The organism is Sphingomonas leidyi (genome assembly GCF_011761945.1).
Taxonomy (GTDB): Bacteria; Pseudomonadota; Alphaproteobacteria; order Sphingomonadales; family Sphingomonadaceae; genus Sphingomonas; species Sphingomonas leidyi.
Map to the genome: position 1 here is coordinate 280411 of NZ_JAASQV010000003.1, position 20011 is coordinate 300421.

The window sequence follows — 20011 nt, forward strand, 5'->3', positions numbered from 1 at the left end:
GCCGTCAAGTGCCTCCGATTAAGAAATATTTCGATGTGTTGCGGCAACGTTTCAACCGCGGAAATCCCGCGATTCGCCGAAATCCCATTCCATCCCAGACAGCTATGGGCCTCGGCTCCAAGTGCCTTTTGCTGCCATTTCGGTTCATTCTTTTCGGAGCAATTCCACGCTTCGAACCGGAAAGGCCCTCCTCCGATTCGCATGCGATGCCGGCCGCCGACGTCCTTGCCCGATCAGTTCTGCGCGTCGCCGACTTCGCGCCATGGGCCGGTCTGATCCCGCTCGAACGCGCTGCCGATCGCGCTGTCGAGGATCGAAAGGATCGCCGGATCATAGTTTGCGATGGTATTCACCGCGTAGAAATCATGCCGGGAAGCGTCCGCCATGTACGCGTCGTCTTCGTCTCCGGCGAAGAACCGCCAGCCGCTATCCGCCCCGTTCACCGGCCGCTCCCGATAGGCATAGCCGATCATCCTGCCGTCAACGGTTACGCGGTCCGTGGCGGTCGCGGCGCCCCAGCCGCTGACGAGCGCGACCATGTCCTCGGCGGCGATCCTATACTGCTTTTCCGGCATGCCTCAGCTTCTCGATCAGTTGCGCGTTGCCCATGTCGATCGCCAGGTCGAGCGGCGACTTGCCCGCCCTGTTGCGGGTATCCGGATCCGCGCCATGGGCAAGGAGCAGATCGACCAGCGCATAATCGCCCCGCGCGGACATCACCGCGGTCCAGAGCGCGCCATTGCCATGCTTGTTCGTCGCGTTGACGTCGGCACCCGCGCGGATCAGCTTCTCGGCCAGAGGATAATATTGATATTCCATGGCATAATGGAGCGCCGTGAAACCGGAACGATCGCGATTGTCGAGGTCGACGCCGCGCTCCACCAGCCAAGCCGCAAGCTCGGGCTTGCGGCTGGCAATGGCCTCCTGAAGGGTCGTCTGGCCGATATCCCCCTTTGCCCGGATGTCATCGGCAGTGATCCGCGTTTCGATCGCCGGCGCATCGGACCGAATCAGCGTGAAGACGGCCGCTTCGGGTATCATTGGTATCTCCTGCTCCTGTTGGCGCCAGGCGCCTCCGGCTGGTAATTCCGCGGATCATGATATTCGCGGAGGAACTGCTCGCGACTAATCTGCCCGCTCATATACCGATCGTGCAAGGTCTTGTAGTCCTTGCCCGGAAGATGGCCCATGTCCCACTGGCCATTGCGGTTCCGGCCACGGTCCCAGGTAAGGACCTCGCCGGTATTGGGATCGCGTACCACACCGTCCGGCGAGCGGCGCACCGCATTCTCCCAGACGCTGTCGACCTGGCCCCGCGCGTAGCTCGGGCGGCTGCGCGCATAGGGCATGCGCCGCGTGGTGGGCGTCGGATCGGGCGTGGATACCGGCGTCTCGATCGTCGGCGCGCGACGGACCGCGCCGCGCAGGCGCTGCGCGATGCCCTTTGCGAGCGATGGCAGCGAACGCAGCGTCCCGACGATGTCGCGCGAGCTCAACCCGAGCTGGATCAGCGTAGCCGCGCCCACTGCACCGGCGGACGCTTCGGTCGGGTCATATCCCTTGTCGTCATAGCGGTTGCCGACCGCGTCGCTGACATATTGCGTGGCGGCGCCCTGGAGCTGGCCGACGGCCTGGCTGATGAAGAACTTGGCCGGCCCGCCGAAATACCAGGTCGCCGCATCCGCGGTATAGCCGGCAACCGTCACGCCGATCCGCAACCAGGGGCGCGAATCGATGACTTCGCCGATCCGCTGCGCCTTGTCGCCGACGATGCTTACCGCACTGTCCACCGCGACGACGCCGAGCGCCGCCCCCTGACGCGTACCGTCGGTGGGCAGGTCCTCGCGCCGGTATCCGATGACGACGACCGTCTGGAGGATCTCGCCGGTCTGCGGATCGACGGTCGGCGGGGCATTGTTCTGTGCGTTCTGTTCGGCGATCTGCGCATCGTATCTCGCCGGATCATAGCCCCGCCCGCCGGACCGAAGCGCTTCGTTGATCTGCGCGTCGCTATAGCCTGACGCACGACCGGCGATCGTTGCCAACGTGCGCTTGTTGGCGGCGAGCCGGCTCAGCGCGCCTTCGCGACGCGCCTCATAGTCGCCGACGGTCTCGTTCCGGCCCTGCGGGCGGGCATAGTCGTCCGAGATCCTCGGCGCGTCGAGATAGGCGGCCCGGACCTCGGCAAGCTGGTCCTTGTCGGTGATGCCATATTCCGCGGCGAACCGCTGGGTTTCCGACTCGGCATATTCGATCCGCGCCTGCTCCTTGGTGCTGGTGACGCCGTTGAACAGGATGTCGCCGATCGTTTGCGCGATGACGTCCGGGATCGCGGCGACCACCGCGTCGCCGAAGCTCGTGCCCTCGATCGCGCTGCGCGTCGCGGCATTGGCGATGGTGCTCGCCGCACCCTGGGCGAAGTTGACGAGATAGTTGCCGATCGAATTGTTCTGGCTGATCGGCTCCACGCCCATCCACTTGCCGGCCTGATAGCCGACCGCCGCACCCACCCCGGCGGCCGCGACGCCGGCCCAGCTGAACTTGTCCTGCAAGCCGGTGGCGACGCCGATGCCCTGGGTTATCGCGCTGCCGGCGGCACCGCGCGCCGCGGCACCGATGATCCCGCCGCCGCCAAATGCCTCGTTGAGACCGCCCGACACCAGCGAGCCGATCGCGGCCATGCCGACTGCCTTCCAGCTGAACTTGTCCTGGATGCCCGTCGCAACGCCGATGCCCTGGCTGACGATCGAGCCGATGGCCGCGGCACCCGCGCCGATGGCCAGCCCGCCGGCCACGCCGGCGGCACCGATCAGGCCGCCGCCGACGACGGTGGTGATCCCGGCGCCGACGCTGGTCGCCAGGCCGGCGGCCGCCAGCGCGGCGCCCGCGGTCACCACGGTGACTGCGATCGCCACCACCGCGAGGATGATCGCGCCGAAGACGCCGCACTTGTTCTTCTTCTGCTGCTGCGGCTGCGGCGTCGACGGGGTTACGTCGCCGATCGCCTCGCCCGGATTATAGGGCTTGAGCCCGGAGGCGTTGTAGCTCGACTTCACCACGCCGCTCGGCAGCGTCAGCGTCCGCCCCTCGACGAGCGCGGAGGCACCGGTCAGGCCATTCGCCTCGGCCAGGCGATACCAGAGGTTGGAGTCGCCATAGATGGAGAGCGCGATGCCCTGGAGCGTGTCGCCGGCCCGCACGGTGTAGCTGCCGCCCGACGAACCCTGGCTGTAGCTGTTGATCGGATCGTAGCTGTTGGCGAACTCCGCGTAGGAGCTGCCATAGCTCGCGCCGTTGCGGAACGCGCCCGGCGTGGTCGGCGAGACGGTCTGACGCTCGCTGATCGACTGTGCGGTCGACACGTCGTTGGTGCCGTTGTTACCGACATAGCCCAGCTGGCGCGCGTTGAACCGATACCAGATCTCGTGCGGATCGCCGTTGGACCAGTTATAGTCCTGTTCGTCCCGGCGGATGATCTGCCCCTCGCCGTTCATCTTGAACGTGACGTTGCGCGCGCGGGCATCGCCGACATAGAGCGACGTCAGCTGGCCTAGGCCGTTATAATAGAAGCTGGTGTAATAAGTAGTCGACTGGCCGGTATTCGGCTTGTGCGCGATCTGCGACTGCACCGCGCCGTCCCACCAGGTATAGCTGTTGGTGGTCATCGTATCGGGCGCGTTCGCGTTGTTGTTGTCGCGATAGTTGATCGTCGATACGCTCAGCACCGATCCCAGCGCATAGTTGGACCCATAGCCATAGTCGTAATAGCTGTACGACTGATAGGTGTGCCCGTCATACTTCTTGGTCGACGTGCTCTCGTAGGTGACCTGCCCCTTGTTGTTGTAGCCGACATTGCGGCTATAGGCGATCGCCGAACCATAGGCCTCATAGTCGTTCTGCTGGGTCATGTGGCCCACCAGGTCGTAATAGAAGCGCGAGCGCACCGTGCCGGTCGCGGGCGCCGCGGGGATCGTCCCGGGCGGGGTCGCGACGCCGGTGTTATAGTCATAGTCCTCGGAGACATAGCCGCCGATCGAGGTCTGGATCTCGTAGATACGGCCGGCGCTGTTATAGATATAATTCTCGCGGCTCTCGTAATAGCTGCCCGCGTAGTAATAGCCCCATTCATAGTCGTAATAACCGGGCGAATATTCGGTCCGCATGACGGCGATGCGCTGGCCGGCGAGATCGTACAGGATGTCCTGGCCGCCGCCGGTGCCGTACACCGCTTCGCCGCGGACGATCTGGCCGCCGCGCAGCGTGCCCTTGTCGGTGACCACCCGGCCCATGCTGTCGTAGCGGAACCAATAGTCGCTGGTCGTCGAATAGGACGAGACATTGCCCTGATAGTCGAGCGTCCGATAAGTCGCCGTGGTCCGGCGGACATTGCCGTTCGCATCATATTCATAGGCGATGTTCGCCGCGGGCATCGTCGCCGTGCCCGCCTCGGCGAACGTCTTCAGCCGGCCCAGCGCGTCATAGGTGACGCTCGAATTCTGCAGCGTCGCCGAAGTGGTATAGTAGCTCTCGTCGACCCAGTAGCTGTTGGTCACGTACCCGTAATAGGGGTCATATTCCTCGTACCAGTAGCCCGGCGAATAATAGCCCGCTTCCTCGCTGGTCTGCTCGGTCAGGCGCTGGCCCAGCTTGTCGTAGCTGTAGGTGGAGACCGTCCGCGCCCAGCTGGTGTTCACCTGCGGATTGGGGGTGCCCACGATCGTCTGGCCGATCATGCCGGTGTTGAGATAATTATAGGTCGTATAGAGCCCGCCCGTACCCACCTGGCTCAGCCGGCCCGAAATGTCGTAGCTGTAGCTCCAGACGTGTCCGCCAAGGTCGGTCTTGGCGGTGGTGCGGTTGAAGACATCCTTGCTTTCGACGAGTGTCTTGCCGTTGGCGTAGGTCGTTACCTGGGTCCAGCCGCCAAAGGTGCCGATCCCGCTGGTCGAGATGCCGCCGTTCCACGAATAGCCGGCCGTGGTGAGGTCGCCGCCGAACGCCAGCTGGCTGGTCACCCGGCCGAGCGCATCATATTCGGTCAGCGCCTTTTCGGGCGTGTAGCCGATGATCGGCGTGTAATATTCCCAATGGCCCCCGCCGCCATAATAGCCGCCATAGGGATCATAGGGATCCTCGACCCAATAGGATTCCTCCGGGCCGTAGATCGGGTTCTGATAGAGGTTGTTCCATGCCTGGATGCGCTGGCCCAGCCCGTCATAGGCATAGTTCTCGACCAGGCCGCCATAATGCGAGACGCCGGTGACGCGGCTCATCGCGTCATAATCCTGGGTGGTGACCCGGCCGATCTGGTCGGTGATGCGCCGCGTATCGCCATGGATATCATAGGCGTTGGCGATCTTGCCGCCATCGGCCGCGAAGCTGGTGACGACCAGCGCCTGGCTGACGCCATAGCCGGTGCCGGCAAGCAGGCTCCGCGTCGAGAGGTTGCCGTTCGCATCGCGCCCGCCGATCAGCCGGCCGCTCAGGTCGTAATAATAATATTCGGTGGGGCGAACGCTCTGCTGGGCGCCATTCTCGAGCGTGATCGAAACGGTCGGGCTCTCGCTCTTCGTCAGCTTGCCCATCGTGTTGTAGGTATAGGTGAGCGTCGCGCCGAGCGCATTCGTCTCGCTCGCGATCTCGCCGAACGCGTTGTAGCCGCGCGCAGTGACGAACTGGTCGCTGGCCGAAGCGCTCAGCTGGCGCCCCTCCTCCACCACCTGCACCGCGAGGTTGCGCTTGTCGTAGCTCGTATAGGTGGCGTTGACCGTCGACAGGCCCACCAGCGAGAGCGCGCCCAGGAAGGACTGGCCGGCCAGGTTCGTCCCGGCCGAGGTGATCGCGACGGTCTGGTTGCCGTTGCGATCATAGCCGAAGAACTTCCAGACGCCGTCCCCCGAATTGGTCGCGGTCAGGCGGCCGGCATTGTCATATTGGTTCTCGGTCTGCCAAAGCCCGTTGACGCCGTTCCGGGAGACCTGCCCATAGCTGTTATACTGGGTCTGGCTATAATCGATCATCGCGAAGCCGCCGCCGTTCCAGGTGGCGACGCCCTGGAACACCTTGCGGCCGGCAAGGTCGTAGCGTGACGCGATGGCGTCGGTGACGGCGCCGCCCGCCGCAGTGGCGCGCGTATAGCTTTCCTTCTTCACCCGGCCCGCGACGTCATAGGCATAATAGCGGCTGAAGCCGGAGGCGTCGGTGGTGCTCGCCAGGCGCCCATCGGCGCCGTAGCTGTAGGTCGTCACGCGCGCCGCGGCGTTGGTCGCCCCGGATTGCACGGTACGCGACAGGTTGCCCAGGCCGTCATAGAGATATTGGGTGGTCGGCGAGACCCACTGGCCGTTGAAGTCGACAAAGGCCGAGCGTGTCTCCACGCCCAGCCGGCCCGCGCCGTCATAGCCGTAGAAGGTCTGGTCGCCGCTCGACTCGGTCTTGCGGACTACCTGTCCCAGGCCGTTGTAGAGATATTGCACGATCGCGGTGCCGCTGACCGAGCTCAGCGCCCCATTGCCCGCATTGACCGAATAGGCCTCGACCGAGAGCCGCGCCTCCCAGGTGCGATTGCCCTGCCGATCATACCCATATTGCGTGACCCGGTCGGCACCCGACGTGCCCACGCCCGGTGCGCCACCCAGCGACGCCGCACCGGCATAGCGCGTGGCGTAGCGGCGCTCCTCGGTGACATTGTTGTCGGGATCATAGCCCCAGCTCGTCAGATAGCCTTCGGCATCGAGCTGCCCGGTCTTGCGGCCGAGCGCGTCGTACCAGCTATAGGTCTCGCCGCCATTGGGATCGACGACCTTCTTGAGGTTGCCGACGCCGTCATAGGTGTAGCTGGTGGTGAGATTCGCCGCGGCATAGCCCGTCGCGTAGCTTCCGGTGACGACGTTCAGCACCTGGCTCGAGCTCGTACGGCCGAGCGCGTCATAGTTGAACAGGGTCTCGCGATAGCCGGTCGCGGGCGGCGAGGGCGGCGTGCTGCCGACGCTCCCCGGCAGGGCGATCGAGCCCGCATAGACGCGGTTCGACTTTACGTTGCCCGCAGCATCATAGGTGAAGCTCGAATAGGTGTTCTCGCTGGCCGAGGTCTGGCGGATCTCGACCGTCTTGCGATTGAGCGCGTCATAGTAGAACAGCCGGCGCGCACCCGCGACGTCGATCATTTCCTTGACGTTGCCGCGCAGGTCGTAGCGGATCGTCTCGACCGGAGTGACCGTCGACACCGTGACGAGATCGTCGGCGATCACCGAAACCGCGTCGCCGCGCGTCTCGATCAGGCGATCGTTCTTGTCGAAACCATAGGTCGTGGTGCGGCGGTTGGAAAGATTGTCGGCCTCCACCACCTTGGTGCGATTGCCGCGCGCATCATATTCATAGCGGTTGACCACGGTCGAGCTGGTGAGGTTGCCCGCGGCATCATAGGTCGGCTTGGGCAGCGTCTCGGTGAGCACCCGGCCGAGGCGATCATGGGTATAGGTCGTCGCCGCCCCGGCGACGGCGCTGTCGGTCGACGATTTTGCCGTGACCGAGAGCCGGTTGCCGAGCCCGTCATAGCTGTAGGTTTCGAAGAAACCCATCGCATCGGTCGTGCGGAGGAGCCGGCCCAGCTTGTCGTAGAGGAAGCTGGTGGTGGCATCCTCGGTGCCGTTCGCGGCCACCGAGGGCGGCGTCGCCATGGCGGCGGTGCCGGTCACCTGGTTGAAGCGGCGGGTCAGGCTCGCCTTCTCGCCAAAGGCGGTATAGCTGGTTTCGGTCAGGTAGTTGCCGGCATCGCGCGTCTGCGTGATCCGCCCGAGCCGATCGTACCAGCTATAGCTCGAATAGCCCAGCGCATCGGTGGCCTTCCAGGCCTGGCCGAACGCATTGTATTCGTAGCTGGAGACACCGCCCAGCGCATCCGTCTGCGTCTTGAGCTGGCCGAGCTTGTCATAGGTGAAATTGGTGACGTTGCCGTTGGGATCCGTAGCCTGGATCCGGTTGCCGAGGCCATCATAGGCATAGCTGGTCGTCGACGCCTGCGCGGTGCCCCAGGCGCGAACCTCGGTGACGACTCGCCCGGCGGCGTCATAGCCATAGGCGGTGATCACCTGGTCGCCCGTACCATAGGCATCGTACCGGGCGTTGAGCTTGCCGGTCGCGGTATAGTCGTACAGCGTCAGGACGCCGAGGGCGTCATACTCGGTGTAGAGCATGCCGTCGGGGTGATAGCCATAGCTGTGCGCGGCATAGTCGCCCGCCCCCGCCGTCGCCGCGTCGACCTGGCCGATCGTCGTCGCGTTCGAAACGCTGATCCTGTTGTTCCAGAGGATGCTGGCCGTGATCTTGCCCGAGGCACTATAGTCGGTCCGCGAGACGAAGCCTTCGGCGTTCACCACATAGCGGGCCTCGCCGCGCGCCGTGTACCAGGTGCGGGTGATCCGGTCGGCAGCGCCGCCCGCGTTGTTGCCCGACCACCCGTTCATCGTCGAGACGGACGGGAGCGAGCCGGTCACGTACTTGGCTGCATATTGGACCGAGCGGATCACCTGGCCGCTCGTATCGTAGCTCAGCCCGACGACACCGCCATCGGCATCGATCGAGAAGGCAAGCTGGCCCGCCGCGTCATAGACCGACCAGCTGGTCCGGTTGTCGGCATTGCTCGCCAGCGAAGCGGTGAGTGCCTTGACGTTGTCATAGGTATAGTCGCCGGTCGCGGCCATTGCCGCGGCATATTGCACCGTGCTGGTCCGCAGGCCCGCCGCGTCATAGCCATAGGCAGTGACCTGGTTGAGCCCGTCGACGACATAGCGCAGCAGCCCCTGGCCGTCATAGACGTACCGCACCACGCGGTCGCCGGCCGAACTGCCGACGCTCGCCGCCAGGTCGTTGAAGCTGCCCGCCGCGCGCAGCCCCGCGGGGACGGCGTTGTACGAAGCGATCTCGGAGACCTTGTTGCCCGCCTTGTCATAGACGTTCCGGACCAGGAAGCCCTCTCCGTCCAGCCTGCCGAGCAGGCGGCCGTCGCGATCGTAGAAGCTGCGCGTGATCGCATCGGCGGCGGTCGGCGCCGGGATGTCGGTGAGCAGCGGCGGGGTGGTCTTGAAGCCGGCGATCTGTCCCGCGGTCAGCTTGACGGCATAGGCGGTGGTGCCGACCAGGCGACCGGACTTGTCATAGGCCATGGTCGCCACGCTGCCGTCGCCCGCGATCGAAGCGACGACCTGGCCCAGCTTGTCATAGACCGACCAGCTCCACAGATCCGCACCCGACGCGCCCGGGCGGATGGCGCCCACATCGAACACGCTGTCCGGATTCTGGAGGATGGCCAGCTGGCCGGCGGTCAGGCGCGTCGCGTAGCGCGTGGTCGAGACGATGCGATCGTTCGCATCGTAGCGATACTCGGTCATGTCGCCATAATGGTTGACGTCGGCGATCAGCCGGCCCGCCTTGTCATAGGCGGAATAGCGGCTGAGCCCGGCAGCGTCGGTCGCGATCCGCACGCGGCCCAGCTTGTCGTACTGGCTGGCGGCGGTCCCGCTCGCGACATAGCTGCCGCTATCGGTCAAGCTGACCAGGTCGCCGGCCTTGTTGTAGGTGGAGGTCGACACATAGCCCGATGCGAGCGTGACCGTCGTGGTCGTCGCCGTATCGTTGAAGACGAAGCTGGTGGTGCCGCCGTTGATGTCGGTCGAGGCGGTTATGCGGCCCATTCCGTCATAGACGAAGGTCTCGGCGACCTGCCCCTCGTTGCTGCGCGCGAGCAGCCGGCCCGCCTGGTCATAGGTGTAGTAGGTGCGCCGCGCGCCCTCCGCCGCCGATTCCGCGCCTCCGGCGCCGGCGATCCCGAAGCTGCGCGTCGAGGTCATGCTCCCGCGCGCATCATAGGTGTTCAGGGTGATCTGGGTCGACGACCGGTCGGCCAGGCCGTTGCGCCATGCGTCCATCGTCGCTTCGCTGAGCGCGCCGGCGCCGATCCCATAGCTGTGCTCGGGATATTCGATCTTGTACTGGAGCTCGCCCGCCGCCGTGTAGCGGAATTCGGTCACATAGCCTTCGCCGCTGACGACGTATCGCAGATGGTTCCTGGCATCATAGGCGAAACGGCTGGTGACGCTGACGACGGCGCCGCTCGCGTCCGACGCGGTGCGGGTCTCGGTCAGCAGCTCGTTCTTGCTGCCATAGGTACGGGTGACGACATTCCCCAGCACATCGGTGGCGGTGAGCACATTGCCGTTGCCGTCATAGGTGTAGCTCGCCGAATTGCCGGACGCGTCGGTGGTGCTGATCAGGTCGCCATTGGCGTTGTAGCCGAACTGCACGACCTGCTGCGCGGCGCCGCTCGAGGCGGGCGGTGCGGTGATCCTGGTAAGGTTGCCGGCCGCGTCATAGTCGAGCCGGGTCACTTGCCCGGTCGCGTCGGTTATCGTGGTGTAGCCGGCATAATAAGCGAGCGTCGTCACCCGGTTGACGCCCGAGTTGGCGAGCTGGGTCAGCGTCGCGACGCGGCCCGATCCGTCATAGGTGACGGTCAGGCTCGAGCCGTCCTTCTGGGTAATGCTGTTGACTCGGCCGGCGCCGTCATAGCCATAGCTCGTCCAGTAGGAATCGGCATCGCCGGGCAGCGCATTGTCGGCCGGGGTGAGATCGGTGCGGACCTTGGTCAGTTGCGAGCCGGAATATTCGTACCAGACGCGCGATAGCGTCCTGGAGAGGCCCGTCGCGAGATCGGTATAGCCGGTGGTGACCTTGGTGATGTTGTAGCCGGACCAGCTATATTGCACCCAGGCGCCGTCCGCCGTGGTCGCCTTGTCGAGCTTGTCGCCGACATAGGTGTAGGTGATCGCGTTGAGATCGGTATCGCCTTCCCAGACGATGCGGCCGCCGTTCAGCTCGTCATATTTCTCTACGCGCTGGGTGTCGCCATCGGTCCAGATCCACTGGCTGCCCGACTTGACGATCTGGTCGTACGCGCCCGCGCCTTCCTTCGAGACATAGGCCGAGCGGGTGGCATCCCAGGTGTAGATCGTCTCGCTGCCGTCGGCCGAGACGCGGCGCACGGTCGTCCCCGAGACCGTCGTCACGCGCCGGTCGGTGCTCTGGCGCCACTTGTCGTTATTGTCGTCGTCGGCGGTTGCCTGGCTGTTGAAGGCGCGGCCGATCGCGACATCGGGGCCACGGCCGACGAGATATTCATCCTGTCGCGAGATCAGCAGGTTGCCGTTCGCGGCGTTGACGAGGACATTGTCGCCCCCCCGCCCCTGCGATGCGCTGCCGAGCAGGCCCGACCCGCCCAGAACCGAGCCCGACCCACGCTCCAAGCCCGTGCCGGCACCCGTGAAGATCGCAACCATCCGCCCCTCCAAATCGCCGCGGCGGCAGTCCCTTGCTGACGCCCGCGATTGGTAGTCGGAGGATTTTCGCCGGCGTTTAGGCGACTTGTGCCGTTTCGGTCCCATTTCTTCGCGATGCGAAACCGCGCGGGGCCGACACGTTCAGGAATTGGTGATCGCGCTCTCCTGCCCGGGCTCATCGATCTCGATCTCGCCCAGCCAGTCGCACAGGCACATCGAGCCGGTGCACAGGGCCGGCATCCCTTCGAGCAGCACCTCCGGCGCCCCGGGAAACCAGGGCGAAGTCGTCACCGGGATGCACGGCATCGGCGTCAGCACGCCTTCCGCCAGCGCGGTCGCGGCCGCCACCTCGGGATTGGCCAGGCTGGAGCACAGCCCGAAGCTGGGGATGTTCTCCAGCGGCACGAAGTCGAAGATCGTGGCCAGTGGCAGCATGTCGGCGAACACGGGCACCTCGGGCGGCACGATCATCGGCATCGGCGCGCTGCCGAAGCTGCACGACAGCACCGCGCCCAGGCTGACCAGCTGCGGCACCGGGGCCTAGTCGGCGACGATGCCGCTGAGCGTCAGCGCATTGCCGGGCGTGAGGACCTGGGTTTCCAGTCCGGTCGCCGTAGGCCAGGAGACCGTCGCCGGGCCGCCATGTGCCGCCGGCACGAGATTGTCGAGCGTCACCGTCGGGTCCTCCCCGCTCCAGGACAGCGTGAGCGCCAGGGTCCCGGCGAACGCGCCGCCGGTCGGGGCGGCGAAGGTGACTTGCCCGGGATGGACCGTCATGTTGGTGAAGCCCACGACATCGGCCAGGGCGCCGCGGACGCTCTCCAGCGCGAGGACCGCCTGGCCCAGTATGACCTGGACCAGGTTGGTCGAGGCGACGCCCCCGGCGAAATTGATCGTTACTTGCGCATCCACCGGGGGCCTCCCTTGTTCGAGGTGCTTCGCGGCTCAGCTCGCGAAGTTGTTCAGCGTGATCGGGTCGCCCGACATCACGGTCTGCGTCTGCAGGCCGTTCGGAGTCGGCCAGGTCACGGTCACGGTGCCCGCGAAGTTGGTGACCTCGAGCGTCGGCGCATTGCTGGTCGAGTTCGGATGGACCGGCGTCACCACCGCGGCGGTGAACGAGGTGCCCGACTCGACGTTGAAGTTGATCGCGCCCGACGTGATGTAGAGCGAAGTGAAGCTGATCGTCCCCGACATCGACAGCGAGCTCGTGGTGTCGAGCGCAAAGGTGCCGTTGGTGATCAGGATCTGCGACGTCGTCGTCGTCAGGGTGGCGTTCTGGAAGTTGATCGTGATCGTGCTCATGGCCATGACGCGTTTCCTTTCTCAGATTCACAAGTGGCGATGGTTTCGAGACTGATTCCGCGGATCGCCCCCACGCGGAGTCTACAGGAAGGTCGCAGGCATCCTCGCGCTCAGGCCGCCGGCGTGGGCGTGGGCGTCGAGGACCGCGGCTCGGGCGCCGGCGTGGGCGCGGGCTTCGGAGCGGGGCTCGGACTTGGCTTGCTCGAGGACGGCGACGGCGCGGGGGCCGGAGCGGGAGCGGGAGCGGGAGCCGGTGCCGGAGCAGGCTTCGCCGCCGGCTTGCCCTCGGCCTCGACTTGGGTCAGCGGCACCGCCCAATAGCCCGCCCCGACGAAGCGGATGCGCTGCACCGAAGTCGCGATCGACACCTGCACGTCGCCCGGCACCTGCACCCAGCCATGGATGAACCGGCCGCCGCACAGGATGTGGACGAGCAGCGGCAAGGTGGCGGGCGCGTTCTCGATGTCGAACTCGATCCGGCGCGGCTGGATCGAAAGTCCGCGGATCGCCATCTCGCCTCCGCCATAGCTCGCGCCGAGCCGCACCGACGGCGTCGCGCGCGGCATCGGGATGATCGCGCCCGTCTCTATGGGGAAATCGAGCCGAACCGAAGCGGACGAGGGCAGGCCGTAAAAGGTGAGATCGAGTGCGTGCTGCAATAACGCATTGTTCTCGGCCGCCATGAGCAACGCCCTCCCACCCTAAAGAAAATGGTTAGCCGAACGTAATCCCCGTTTCTATCAAGAAACGAGACCAAACAGATGGAGTCGATATGAAATTATGCTATTGACGTACCCGCACATCGTCAAGCACAACGTTGACAGAATCTAAGATCTGAATTTTGGCATGGGGAATCCCCGCCGAGTCTGCGCCGGGGATGGAGAGTCAAATGGCACTTCAGCTGACATATCCCGGCGTATATGTTCAAGAATTACCGAGTGGTACGCACACCATTTCTGGTGTTGCAACCTCCGTGACGGCATTTGTCGGCTATTTGACTCGCGGACCCATGAATACACCGGTTCAATGTCTGAATTTCGGTGATTTCCAGCGCGTATTCGGTGGACTTGATCCTACGAGCACGACAAGTTTTCAGGTATCGCAGTTTTTTCTAAACGGCGGAACCGAAGCCTGGATCAGCAGAGTCTGTGCGAGTTCTAATCCGCCGGTCCAACCGAAGACCGAGCTTTCCGGCGCGCTGCCGCCCACCAGTTCTAGCGGAGGCGGCGGAAGCGGCAAAGGCCTGACGCCGACAACTGGCACCAATCTGGTAGAAATAGACTCGCAGAACCCCGGCACCTGGGGCGAGAACGTGTTCGTGACGGTCGATTACATGACCAACAAGCCGAATACGTTCAACATGGCGGCGACGCTCTACTCGATCACGAGCAACAGCAATTCGTCGAGCAGCAGCTACAGCATCGTCCAGACGCAGAGCGTGCCGGCCGTGACGCTCGACATCAGCCAGACCAATTCGATCGTCGAGGTCATGCAGTCGGGCAACCAGAACAGCGCGCTGCTGGCGGTGCCCAACCTCACCGCGACTCCTTCGGTGCTGGTGCCCTTTGCCAGCGGCACGATCCTGAATTTCACGGCGCCCAAGAACGCCGTGACCGTCACCGGCATCACCGTGACGGTGCAGCCGCCCGGGCCGGACCCGACCAAGCCGCCCCCCTCGGTGAGCACGACAGTCGCCATGACCAGCCCGGTCTCGACGGTGGGAGACATGATTGCGGCGATCCAGGGCGCGCTGTCGAGCGCGGCCGGAACCCTCGGCTATCCGAGCCTGGCGAGCACCCAGGTGCGCAGCTGCCTCTCGCCGTTCCTCTCGTCGAGCGGCACCCAGGCCCAGCTCATCCAGGTCTGGGTGCCCGATCCGGGCTTTGCCGGCTATCTGGTCAGCGTGGTGGCGAACCCCACGTCGCTGTTCACGACTCAGTCGCTCAACTATCAGGCGCAGCAGCTGCTACCGCCCACGACGACGCCGGCACCCAAATATCCCGACGGCCTGCCGCCCACCGGATTCGACATCGCCGGCAACTCGACCAACCGCTCGGGCATCTATTCGCTCGACGCGATGCAGATCGTGAACCTGATCCTGGTTCCCGACATGGCGTCGATGAACACGTCGAACTACCTCACCTCGGCCACCGCGACGCTCAACTATGCGATCCAGCGCAAGGCCTTCGCGATCCTCGACATGCCGCTGACGGTGACGAGCACGACGAGCGCGGTCGCCTGGGCGACGAGCACGCCGGGCACGTTCGGCACCGGCATCATCAGCGCCGCCACCTATTGGCCGCAGATCCAGATCCCCACGCCCTTTTCCACCCAGCTGCTGACGCTGGGCGGCAGCGGCACGCTGGCGGGCGTCTATGCGCTCACCGACGTCAATCGCGGCGTGTGGAAGGCACCGGCGGGCATCACCGCGCCGCTGGCCGGGGTGCAGCAGCTCTCCTATGTCATGAACGACCAGGAGAACGGGCAGCTCAATCCGCTCGGCATCAACGCGCTGCGCACTTTCCCCACCTATGACAACATCTCCTGGGGCGCGCGCACGCTCGCCTCGGCGAACGTTGCCGACGACGACTGGAAATACATCTCGGTCCGCCGGTTGACGCTCTATCTCGAGCAGAGCCTGATCCAGGGGCTGCAATGGGTGGTGTTCGAGCCCAACGACGCGGCGCTGTGGGCGCAGATCCGGCTGAGCGTGAACGCCTTCCTGCACCCGCTCTATCTGCAGGGCGCGTTCGTCGGCGCGACGCCGTCCCAGGCCTATCAGGTGGTCTGCGATGAATCGACCACCACGCCGGAGGACATGGACAACGGCATCGTCAACATCCTGATCCTGTTCGCCCCGGTCAAACCCGCGGAATTCGTCGTCATCAGCTTGCAGCAGATGGCCGGACAGTCTTCGAGCTAGGATAGCGACCCATGCCAAGCGTCTCGTCGACCAGCCAGTCGCCCGACCCGTATCTCAACTTCAAGTTCCGCATCAAATGGCAGGGCAAGTACGTCGCCGGCCTGAGCAAGTGCAGCGCGCTGAAGCGCAGCACCGAGGCGACGCCCTTCCGCGAAGGCGGCGATCCGAGCACCAACCGCATCCTGCCCGGCCAGACCAAGTTCGAGCCGATCACGCTCGAGCGCGGCATGACGCAGGACCTCGAGTTCGAAACCTGGGTCAGCCAGGTGTGGAACTATCGCGCCGGCCAGGGAATGGAGAGCTCGCTCGCCAATTTCCGCCGCAACATCACGCTCGAATTCTACAATGCCGCGGGGCAGTTGGTGTACGCGTACAACATCTACAATTGCTGGCCCTCTGAATACACCGCGATGCCGGAGCTCGATTCGAGTTCGAACGCCGTGGCGATCCAGACGCTCGTACTGCAGAACGAGGGCTGGGAGCGCGACGCCAGCGTCAAGGTTCCGCCGCCGCCCAGCTACTGACGGCCATGGCGCCGCGTCCGCTGAGCGCCGCCGAACTGCTGGATGCCGCATCGGCATGCCGCGGCCGTTCTGCAGCAGAGAAAGGCATCTACCTCGCCGCGCTCGGCATGCCGGATCAGAGCTTCGGCGCCTGTGCCGCGCTGCCGATCGGCGCCCGCGATGCGGCGATCGTGGCATTGCGCCAGACGATGTTCGGCGACCGGATCGAGCTTTCGGCGAAATGCCCGGGCTGCGAGGCGCGGCTCGACGTGGCGATGACGTCGGCGGCGCTGCTCGCGATCGCCGGATCGGCCACGGATGCGACGCGTGCGATCGTGATCGACGGCGATCGCTTCACGGTGCGCCCGGCCGACAGCGCCGACCTTGCCGCGATCGGCTGGATCCCGGACCTTGCGGAGGCGCGCGCCGAACTCGCCCGGCGATGCCTGGTGCCGATGGAAGGCGCCGAAGTGCCGCCCTGGCTCGAGGAAGCCGAGGTCGATGCGATCGGTGCGGCGATGGCCGCGATCGATCCGGCGGGCGACCCGTTCGTCGCGCTCCATTGCCCGGAATGCGATGGCGAATGGGATGCGCCCGTCGACATCGCCGGGGTGCTGGCGGGCGAAATCGAAGGCGCGGCGGATGCGCTGCTCGACGAGATCCACCTGCTCGCCCAGGCCTATCACTGGAGTGAAGCGGCAATCCTCGCCCTCGGCCCCGAGCGACGGCGCGCCTATCTCGCGCGGTTGCAGCAATGAACGACATGCTCGCCCGCCTGGCGGCCCGCGCCCAGGAGAGCCCGGTCGTGCTCGGCCGCCGCATCGGCTATCGCTTCGGGCCGGCCGCGGACCATCAGGAAGCCTGGCCGGGCGAGGAAGCCTGGCTGGGCGAGCAACGGATCCTGCGGACGAGCGAGCCGGCGGCGCCGCCGCAGGCCGATGGCGGCGAAGCGTCTATCGGGCGGGCCGCGCCTGTCGCCCGCGCCCGCAACGTTGCGACCGAAGCGTCCTTGCCGTCGCCGCTGGCCGGCGGGAGCGATGCCGCCGGCACAACGCTTCCGACCAAGCCCGCGCCTTCCGCCAATCGCCCCGGCACGCGCACCGCCGGGCTCGACGCGGCGATGCGCGAGGGGGCGACCGCCATGCGCCCAATGGCGCCGCCGAACCGAGCAACGGCGCCGCCACCGACCGCTCCGGAGCAGATGATGCCCCTGGCTGGGCCGTCGGCCGGTTCTCCCCCGGCCGATGCCGTCGCGCATGCCGCACGGGCGCTTTCCGCACCATCGGCCGGCCCCGGGGGCAATGCCTCCGATGCGCCGGCACCCGCCATGGCTCCGGCAGCCGGGGCTCGCTCCGGCCCCGTGCTCGCGCCCGTCGTGCAGCGCAAGATCGCCACCGCCATCAGCGCCCCCGCGGCGGGCGCCGCCGAAGCTGCACGGGAGGCACCACCGCCGGGCGCCGCACCGATCGCAAATGCGGAGACCCGGCCGCGCGCGCAGGGGGGTGAAGCGGGTCTCCCGGCTTCCGCGACCCCGCACGCGCCCCGCAATGCCTCCGAAGCGGGCGGCGCGGCCGAAACATCGGTTTCGTCGGCGGGAAGGGCCGGGGCCCCTTCGCCATCGGGCGAGGCCCTTGTCTCGCCGCCCTCCGATGCGGCGCGTCGGGCGACCACGGGCTCGCGGCGAGGCATCGCGAGTCCGGCAGCCACGCCGCCCGTCGCGGCACGGCAGGCGGAGGGCATGGAACCCACCGCTCCGGCCGACCGGGCATCGTTGCCCGACCCCGCTCCGCTCGATGCCGTGGCGCAGGCGCTTTCCGAGCCCGTGGCGTCGGCTGTCGCGCGCGCTCCGATGCCCGCGGCGCGCGACGCGCCTGCCGCGATGGCTGCGCACCCCGGTCCCTCCGCGCAAACGGCATCGCAGGCTGGGAACGCACCACCGGCCGCTCCCGCACCCGCCCCAGACTTGCCGGCGGTTCCCCCCGCCGGGCAGCGCGCCGCCCTATCGCAGCGCGCGGCGCAGGAAACCGCCCCGGTGCCGCCGGCACATGCCGGTGCAACCGAGGCGCCAGGGGCGGGCAGGCCACGCCGTCCCGCTCGGCCCGCCAATGGCGTGTCGGCAGGCGCCCCACCGGTGGCGCCCGCTCCAGCAGCGCAGCGATTTGCGAAGACGGATAATGGCATTGCGGCAGGCTCCCGGGCGCCTGCGTCCCCCGCTGCCGTGCCGGTCGTCCTCGCCTCGCCCGGTGAGCCCCAGGCGCTTCCCGCCACCGCCCCGAAGCCGGCGATGCGCGCAGCGCCGGAGTCCGCCCCGCCACCGCTTGCAGCCGCGGCGGGCCCGAGCCGGGGCCGGCAGGCGCGGGATCGCGGGGCCGCCGGACCGCGCGATACGCAGTCCGCGCCCGGGGGACGGCCTTCCGTGCTCGAACCGGGCGAGGCCGGGGTTCGGCGCCCTTCCCCCGAGACACGCCGCATGCCGGATCGCACACCGGCCAGCGATTTGCCGGCGATGCCGGCGCGCGCACCTGCGACGCGATCGGTGGCGGCGGAAGTCATGCCCCCGCCCCAGCCCGCGCGCCGGCCTCCGCCCCCCGCACCGCCTTCGGGCGACATCCGCATCGACATCGGCCGTATCGCGATCGACCTGCCGCGTCCGCGCAGCGCGCCGGCGCGCCCGCAACCGCCGCCGCTAAAGGCCAAGCCGCGCGGGGGGCCTGACGCATGAATTCCAGCTTCTCGATCGCCGCCTGCACCGTGGCGATCGCCGACCGGCTGCACATGTTCATCGGCGATGCGGTGCCGGGTGCGCGAGTGACTACGCTCAATCCGGGCTCGGAGGCACTGCGCACCGGCGATCCGTTCGTGAACCTCTATCTGTTCCGCACCACCCGTAACGGCTTCGTCTCGAACAACGACCTGCCGACGCGCGGGCCGCTGGGCGGCGCGAAGAACTCGCCGGTGCTCAAGCTCGACCTCGATTATATGATCACCTTCTTCGGGGACGATGCGCGGCTCGATCCCCAGCGGCTGCTCGGGCTGGTCGCGGGCGGGCTCAATGCCGAACCCTATATACCGCGCGACATGCTGCGCGCGGCGGTGGCGAGCACGCCCTGGCTCGGTGGCGGGGCCGGCAGCCAGGAATTGCCGCGCGACGAGATCGTGGTGACGCCGCTCAACATGGCGCCGGATGCCATGGCGCGGCTATGGTCCGAATTCGTCAACGTCCCCTATCAGCTCACGCAACTCTATACGGCGATGCCGATCGCGATCGAATACCGGTTGCCGGTCGAGCCGGTATTGCCCGTGCGCCGCATCGGCCTGCGCGCGCTTCCGTCGCGTTCGATCGTGATCGTCGACATCGTCGACGCGGACGATCCGGATCTGCCGATTTCGGGCGGCTGCACGCTGGCGGTCCGCACCCCCAATCCCGCCCAGCCCGGCCTTTCCGTGCTGCTGAACGGTGTCGCGGCGAAGGATGTGACCAGCGGCTTCGATGCGCAGGGCCATGCCGCACTGCTCCTGCCGCTGACCAGCGCCCAGCCCGCGCCTCTCGCCTCTGGCAGCCTGACGGTGAAGCTGGTGAAGCACGGCCCCGACGGCGAGGGCATAGAAGCGGAATCTCCCGCCTTCGCGACCAGCATCGTGCCGGGTTTCGCCGGCGCGCCGTCCATAGGCACCGACGGCAGGCAGCTCGACTTCGCGATGGCGCTGCCGGTGCCCGCCCAGGCGAGCGCGACTGCGCTTCTCTTCGCTCGCGGCGCGAAATCAACTTCCTACAAGATCCCCTGCCTCCCCCGCACCGCGGCCGCGACTGCGCTGGCTGCCCCGCTCGCCGGGGTCTCCCCCGGGGAGTATCTGGTCAGCATCGAGGTCGACGGCATCGCCAGCCTGCTCGACTGGAAGGACGGCGCCTATACCGGCCCGCGCGTCACGGTGCCGGGGAGCTGACG

Annotated in this window: 12 protein-coding genes; 5 read left to right on the top strand and 7 right to left on the bottom strand. The window is 66.6% G+C overall.

The window, feature by feature from the left end:
- Positions 1-233: 233 nt before the first annotated feature.
- From FHR20_RS16695 to FHR20_RS22725, 7 genes are all read right to left on the bottom strand, one after another.
- Complete coding sequence (locus tag FHR20_RS16695) at positions 234-575, bottom strand: DUF2185 domain-containing protein (protein WP_167300756.1); 342 nt, start codon at positions 573-575, stop codon at positions 234-236.
- Positions 556-1041 (bottom strand): ankyrin repeat domain-containing protein, encoded by a 486-nt coding sequence (locus FHR20_RS16700; RefSeq protein WP_167300757.1) that lies wholly within the window; start codon positions 1039-1041, stop codon positions 556-558. Before FHR20_RS16700 ends, FHR20_RS16695 begins: the two co-directional genes overlap by 20 nt.
- Entirely contained in the window at positions 1038-11333 is a 10296-nt protein-coding gene (locus tag FHR20_RS16705; RefSeq protein ID WP_167300758.1) for a GH-E family nuclease, read from the bottom strand. The genes FHR20_RS16700 and FHR20_RS16705 overlap by 4 nt, the downstream gene beginning before the upstream one ends.
- Positions 11334-11474: 141 nt before the next feature.
- Positions 11475-11867, bottom strand: a complete 393-nt coding sequence (locus FHR20_RS16710; RefSeq protein WP_167300759.1) for a DUF4280 domain-containing protein — start codon at positions 11865-11867, stop codon at positions 11475-11477.
- Positions 11868-11873: 6 nt separating this feature from the next.
- Entirely contained in the window at positions 11874-12245 is a 372-nt protein-coding gene (locus FHR20_RS16715) for a hypothetical protein (protein ID WP_167300760.1), read from the bottom strand.
- A gap of 33 nt (positions 12246-12278) precedes the next feature.
- The gene (locus FHR20_RS16720) at positions 12279-12644 is read right to left on the bottom strand and encodes a hypothetical protein (RefSeq protein WP_167300761.1); all 366 of its coding nucleotides are present in this window, start codon (positions 12642-12644) and stop codon (positions 12279-12281) included.
- Between the two features lie 104 nt (positions 12645-12748).
- The gene (locus FHR20_RS22725) at positions 12749-13321 is read right to left on the bottom strand and encodes a hypothetical protein (RefSeq protein WP_208413691.1); all 573 of its coding nucleotides are present in this window, start codon (positions 13319-13321) and stop codon (positions 12749-12751) included.
- A gap of 635 nt (positions 13322-13956) precedes the next feature.
- Between FHR20_RS22725 and FHR20_RS23180 the strand changes: the two genes are divergently transcribed.
- The 5 genes from FHR20_RS23180 to FHR20_RS16750 are packed head-to-tail and all read left to right on the top strand — an operon-like array spanning position 13957 to position 20009.
- The gene (locus FHR20_RS23180; RefSeq protein WP_167300762.1) at positions 13957-15561 is read left to right on the top strand and encodes a phage tail sheath family protein; all 1605 of its coding nucleotides are present in this window, start codon (positions 13957-13959) and stop codon (positions 15559-15561) included.
- A gap of 11 nt (positions 15562-15572) precedes the next feature.
- Positions 15573-16085: a phage tail protein gene (locus tag FHR20_RS16735; RefSeq protein WP_086130278.1), complete on the top strand. Its 513-nt coding sequence runs from the start codon at positions 15573-15575 to the stop codon at positions 16083-16085.
- A 5-nt stretch (positions 16086-16090) separates the two neighbouring features.
- Positions 16091-16822, top strand: coding sequence for a hypothetical protein (locus tag FHR20_RS16740; RefSeq protein ID WP_167300763.1), 732 nt, complete (start codon positions 16091-16093; stop codon positions 16820-16822).
- Positions 16819-18786: a hypothetical protein gene (locus tag FHR20_RS16745; RefSeq protein WP_167300764.1), complete on the top strand. Its 1968-nt coding sequence runs from the start codon at positions 16819-16821 to the stop codon at positions 18784-18786. The genes FHR20_RS16740 and FHR20_RS16745 overlap by 4 nt, the downstream gene beginning before the upstream one ends.
- Positions 18783-20009, top strand: a complete 1227-nt coding sequence (locus tag FHR20_RS16750; protein WP_167300765.1) for a Pvc16 family protein — start codon at positions 18783-18785, stop codon at positions 20007-20009. The genes FHR20_RS16745 and FHR20_RS16750 overlap by 4 nt, the downstream gene beginning before the upstream one ends.
- Positions 20010-20011: the final 2 nt, after the last annotated feature.

What these genes read in the sequence shown, in the direction of transcription:
- FHR20_RS16740 (WP_167300763.1), top strand. Translation starts at nt 16,091, where the DNA reads ATGGCGCCGCGTCCGCTGAGCGCCGCCGAACTGCTGGATGCCGCATCG.
- FHR20_RS16700 (WP_167300757.1), bottom strand. Translation starts at nt 1,041, where the DNA reads ATGATACCCGAAGCGGCCGTCTTCACGCTGATTCGGTCCGATGCGCCG.
- FHR20_RS16750 (WP_167300765.1), top strand. Translation starts at nt 18,783, where the DNA reads ATGAATTCCAGCTTCTCGATCGCCGCCTGCACCGTGGCGATCGCCGAC.
- FHR20_RS16745 (WP_167300764.1), top strand. Translation starts at nt 16,819, where the DNA reads ATGAACGACATGCTCGCCCGCCTGGCGGCCCGCGCCCAGGAGAGCCCG.
- FHR20_RS16735 (WP_086130278.1), top strand. Translation starts at nt 15,573, where the DNA reads ATGCCAAGCGTCTCGTCGACCAGCCAGTCGCCCGACCCGTATCTCAAC.
- FHR20_RS16705 (WP_167300758.1), bottom strand. Translation starts at nt 11,333, where the DNA reads ATGGTTGCGATCTTCACGGGTGCCGGCACGGGCTTGGAGCGTGGGTCG.
- FHR20_RS16720 (WP_167300761.1), bottom strand. Translation starts at nt 12,644, where the DNA reads ATGGCCATGAGCACGATCACGATCAACTTCCAGAACGCCACCCTGACG.
- FHR20_RS16695 (WP_167300756.1), bottom strand. Translation starts at nt 575, where the DNA reads ATGCCGGAAAAGCAGTATAGGATCGCCGCCGAGGACATGGTCGCGCTC.
- FHR20_RS22725 (WP_208413691.1), bottom strand. Translation starts at nt 13,321, where the DNA reads ATGGCGGCCGAGAACAATGCGTTATTGCAGCACGCACTCGATCTCACC.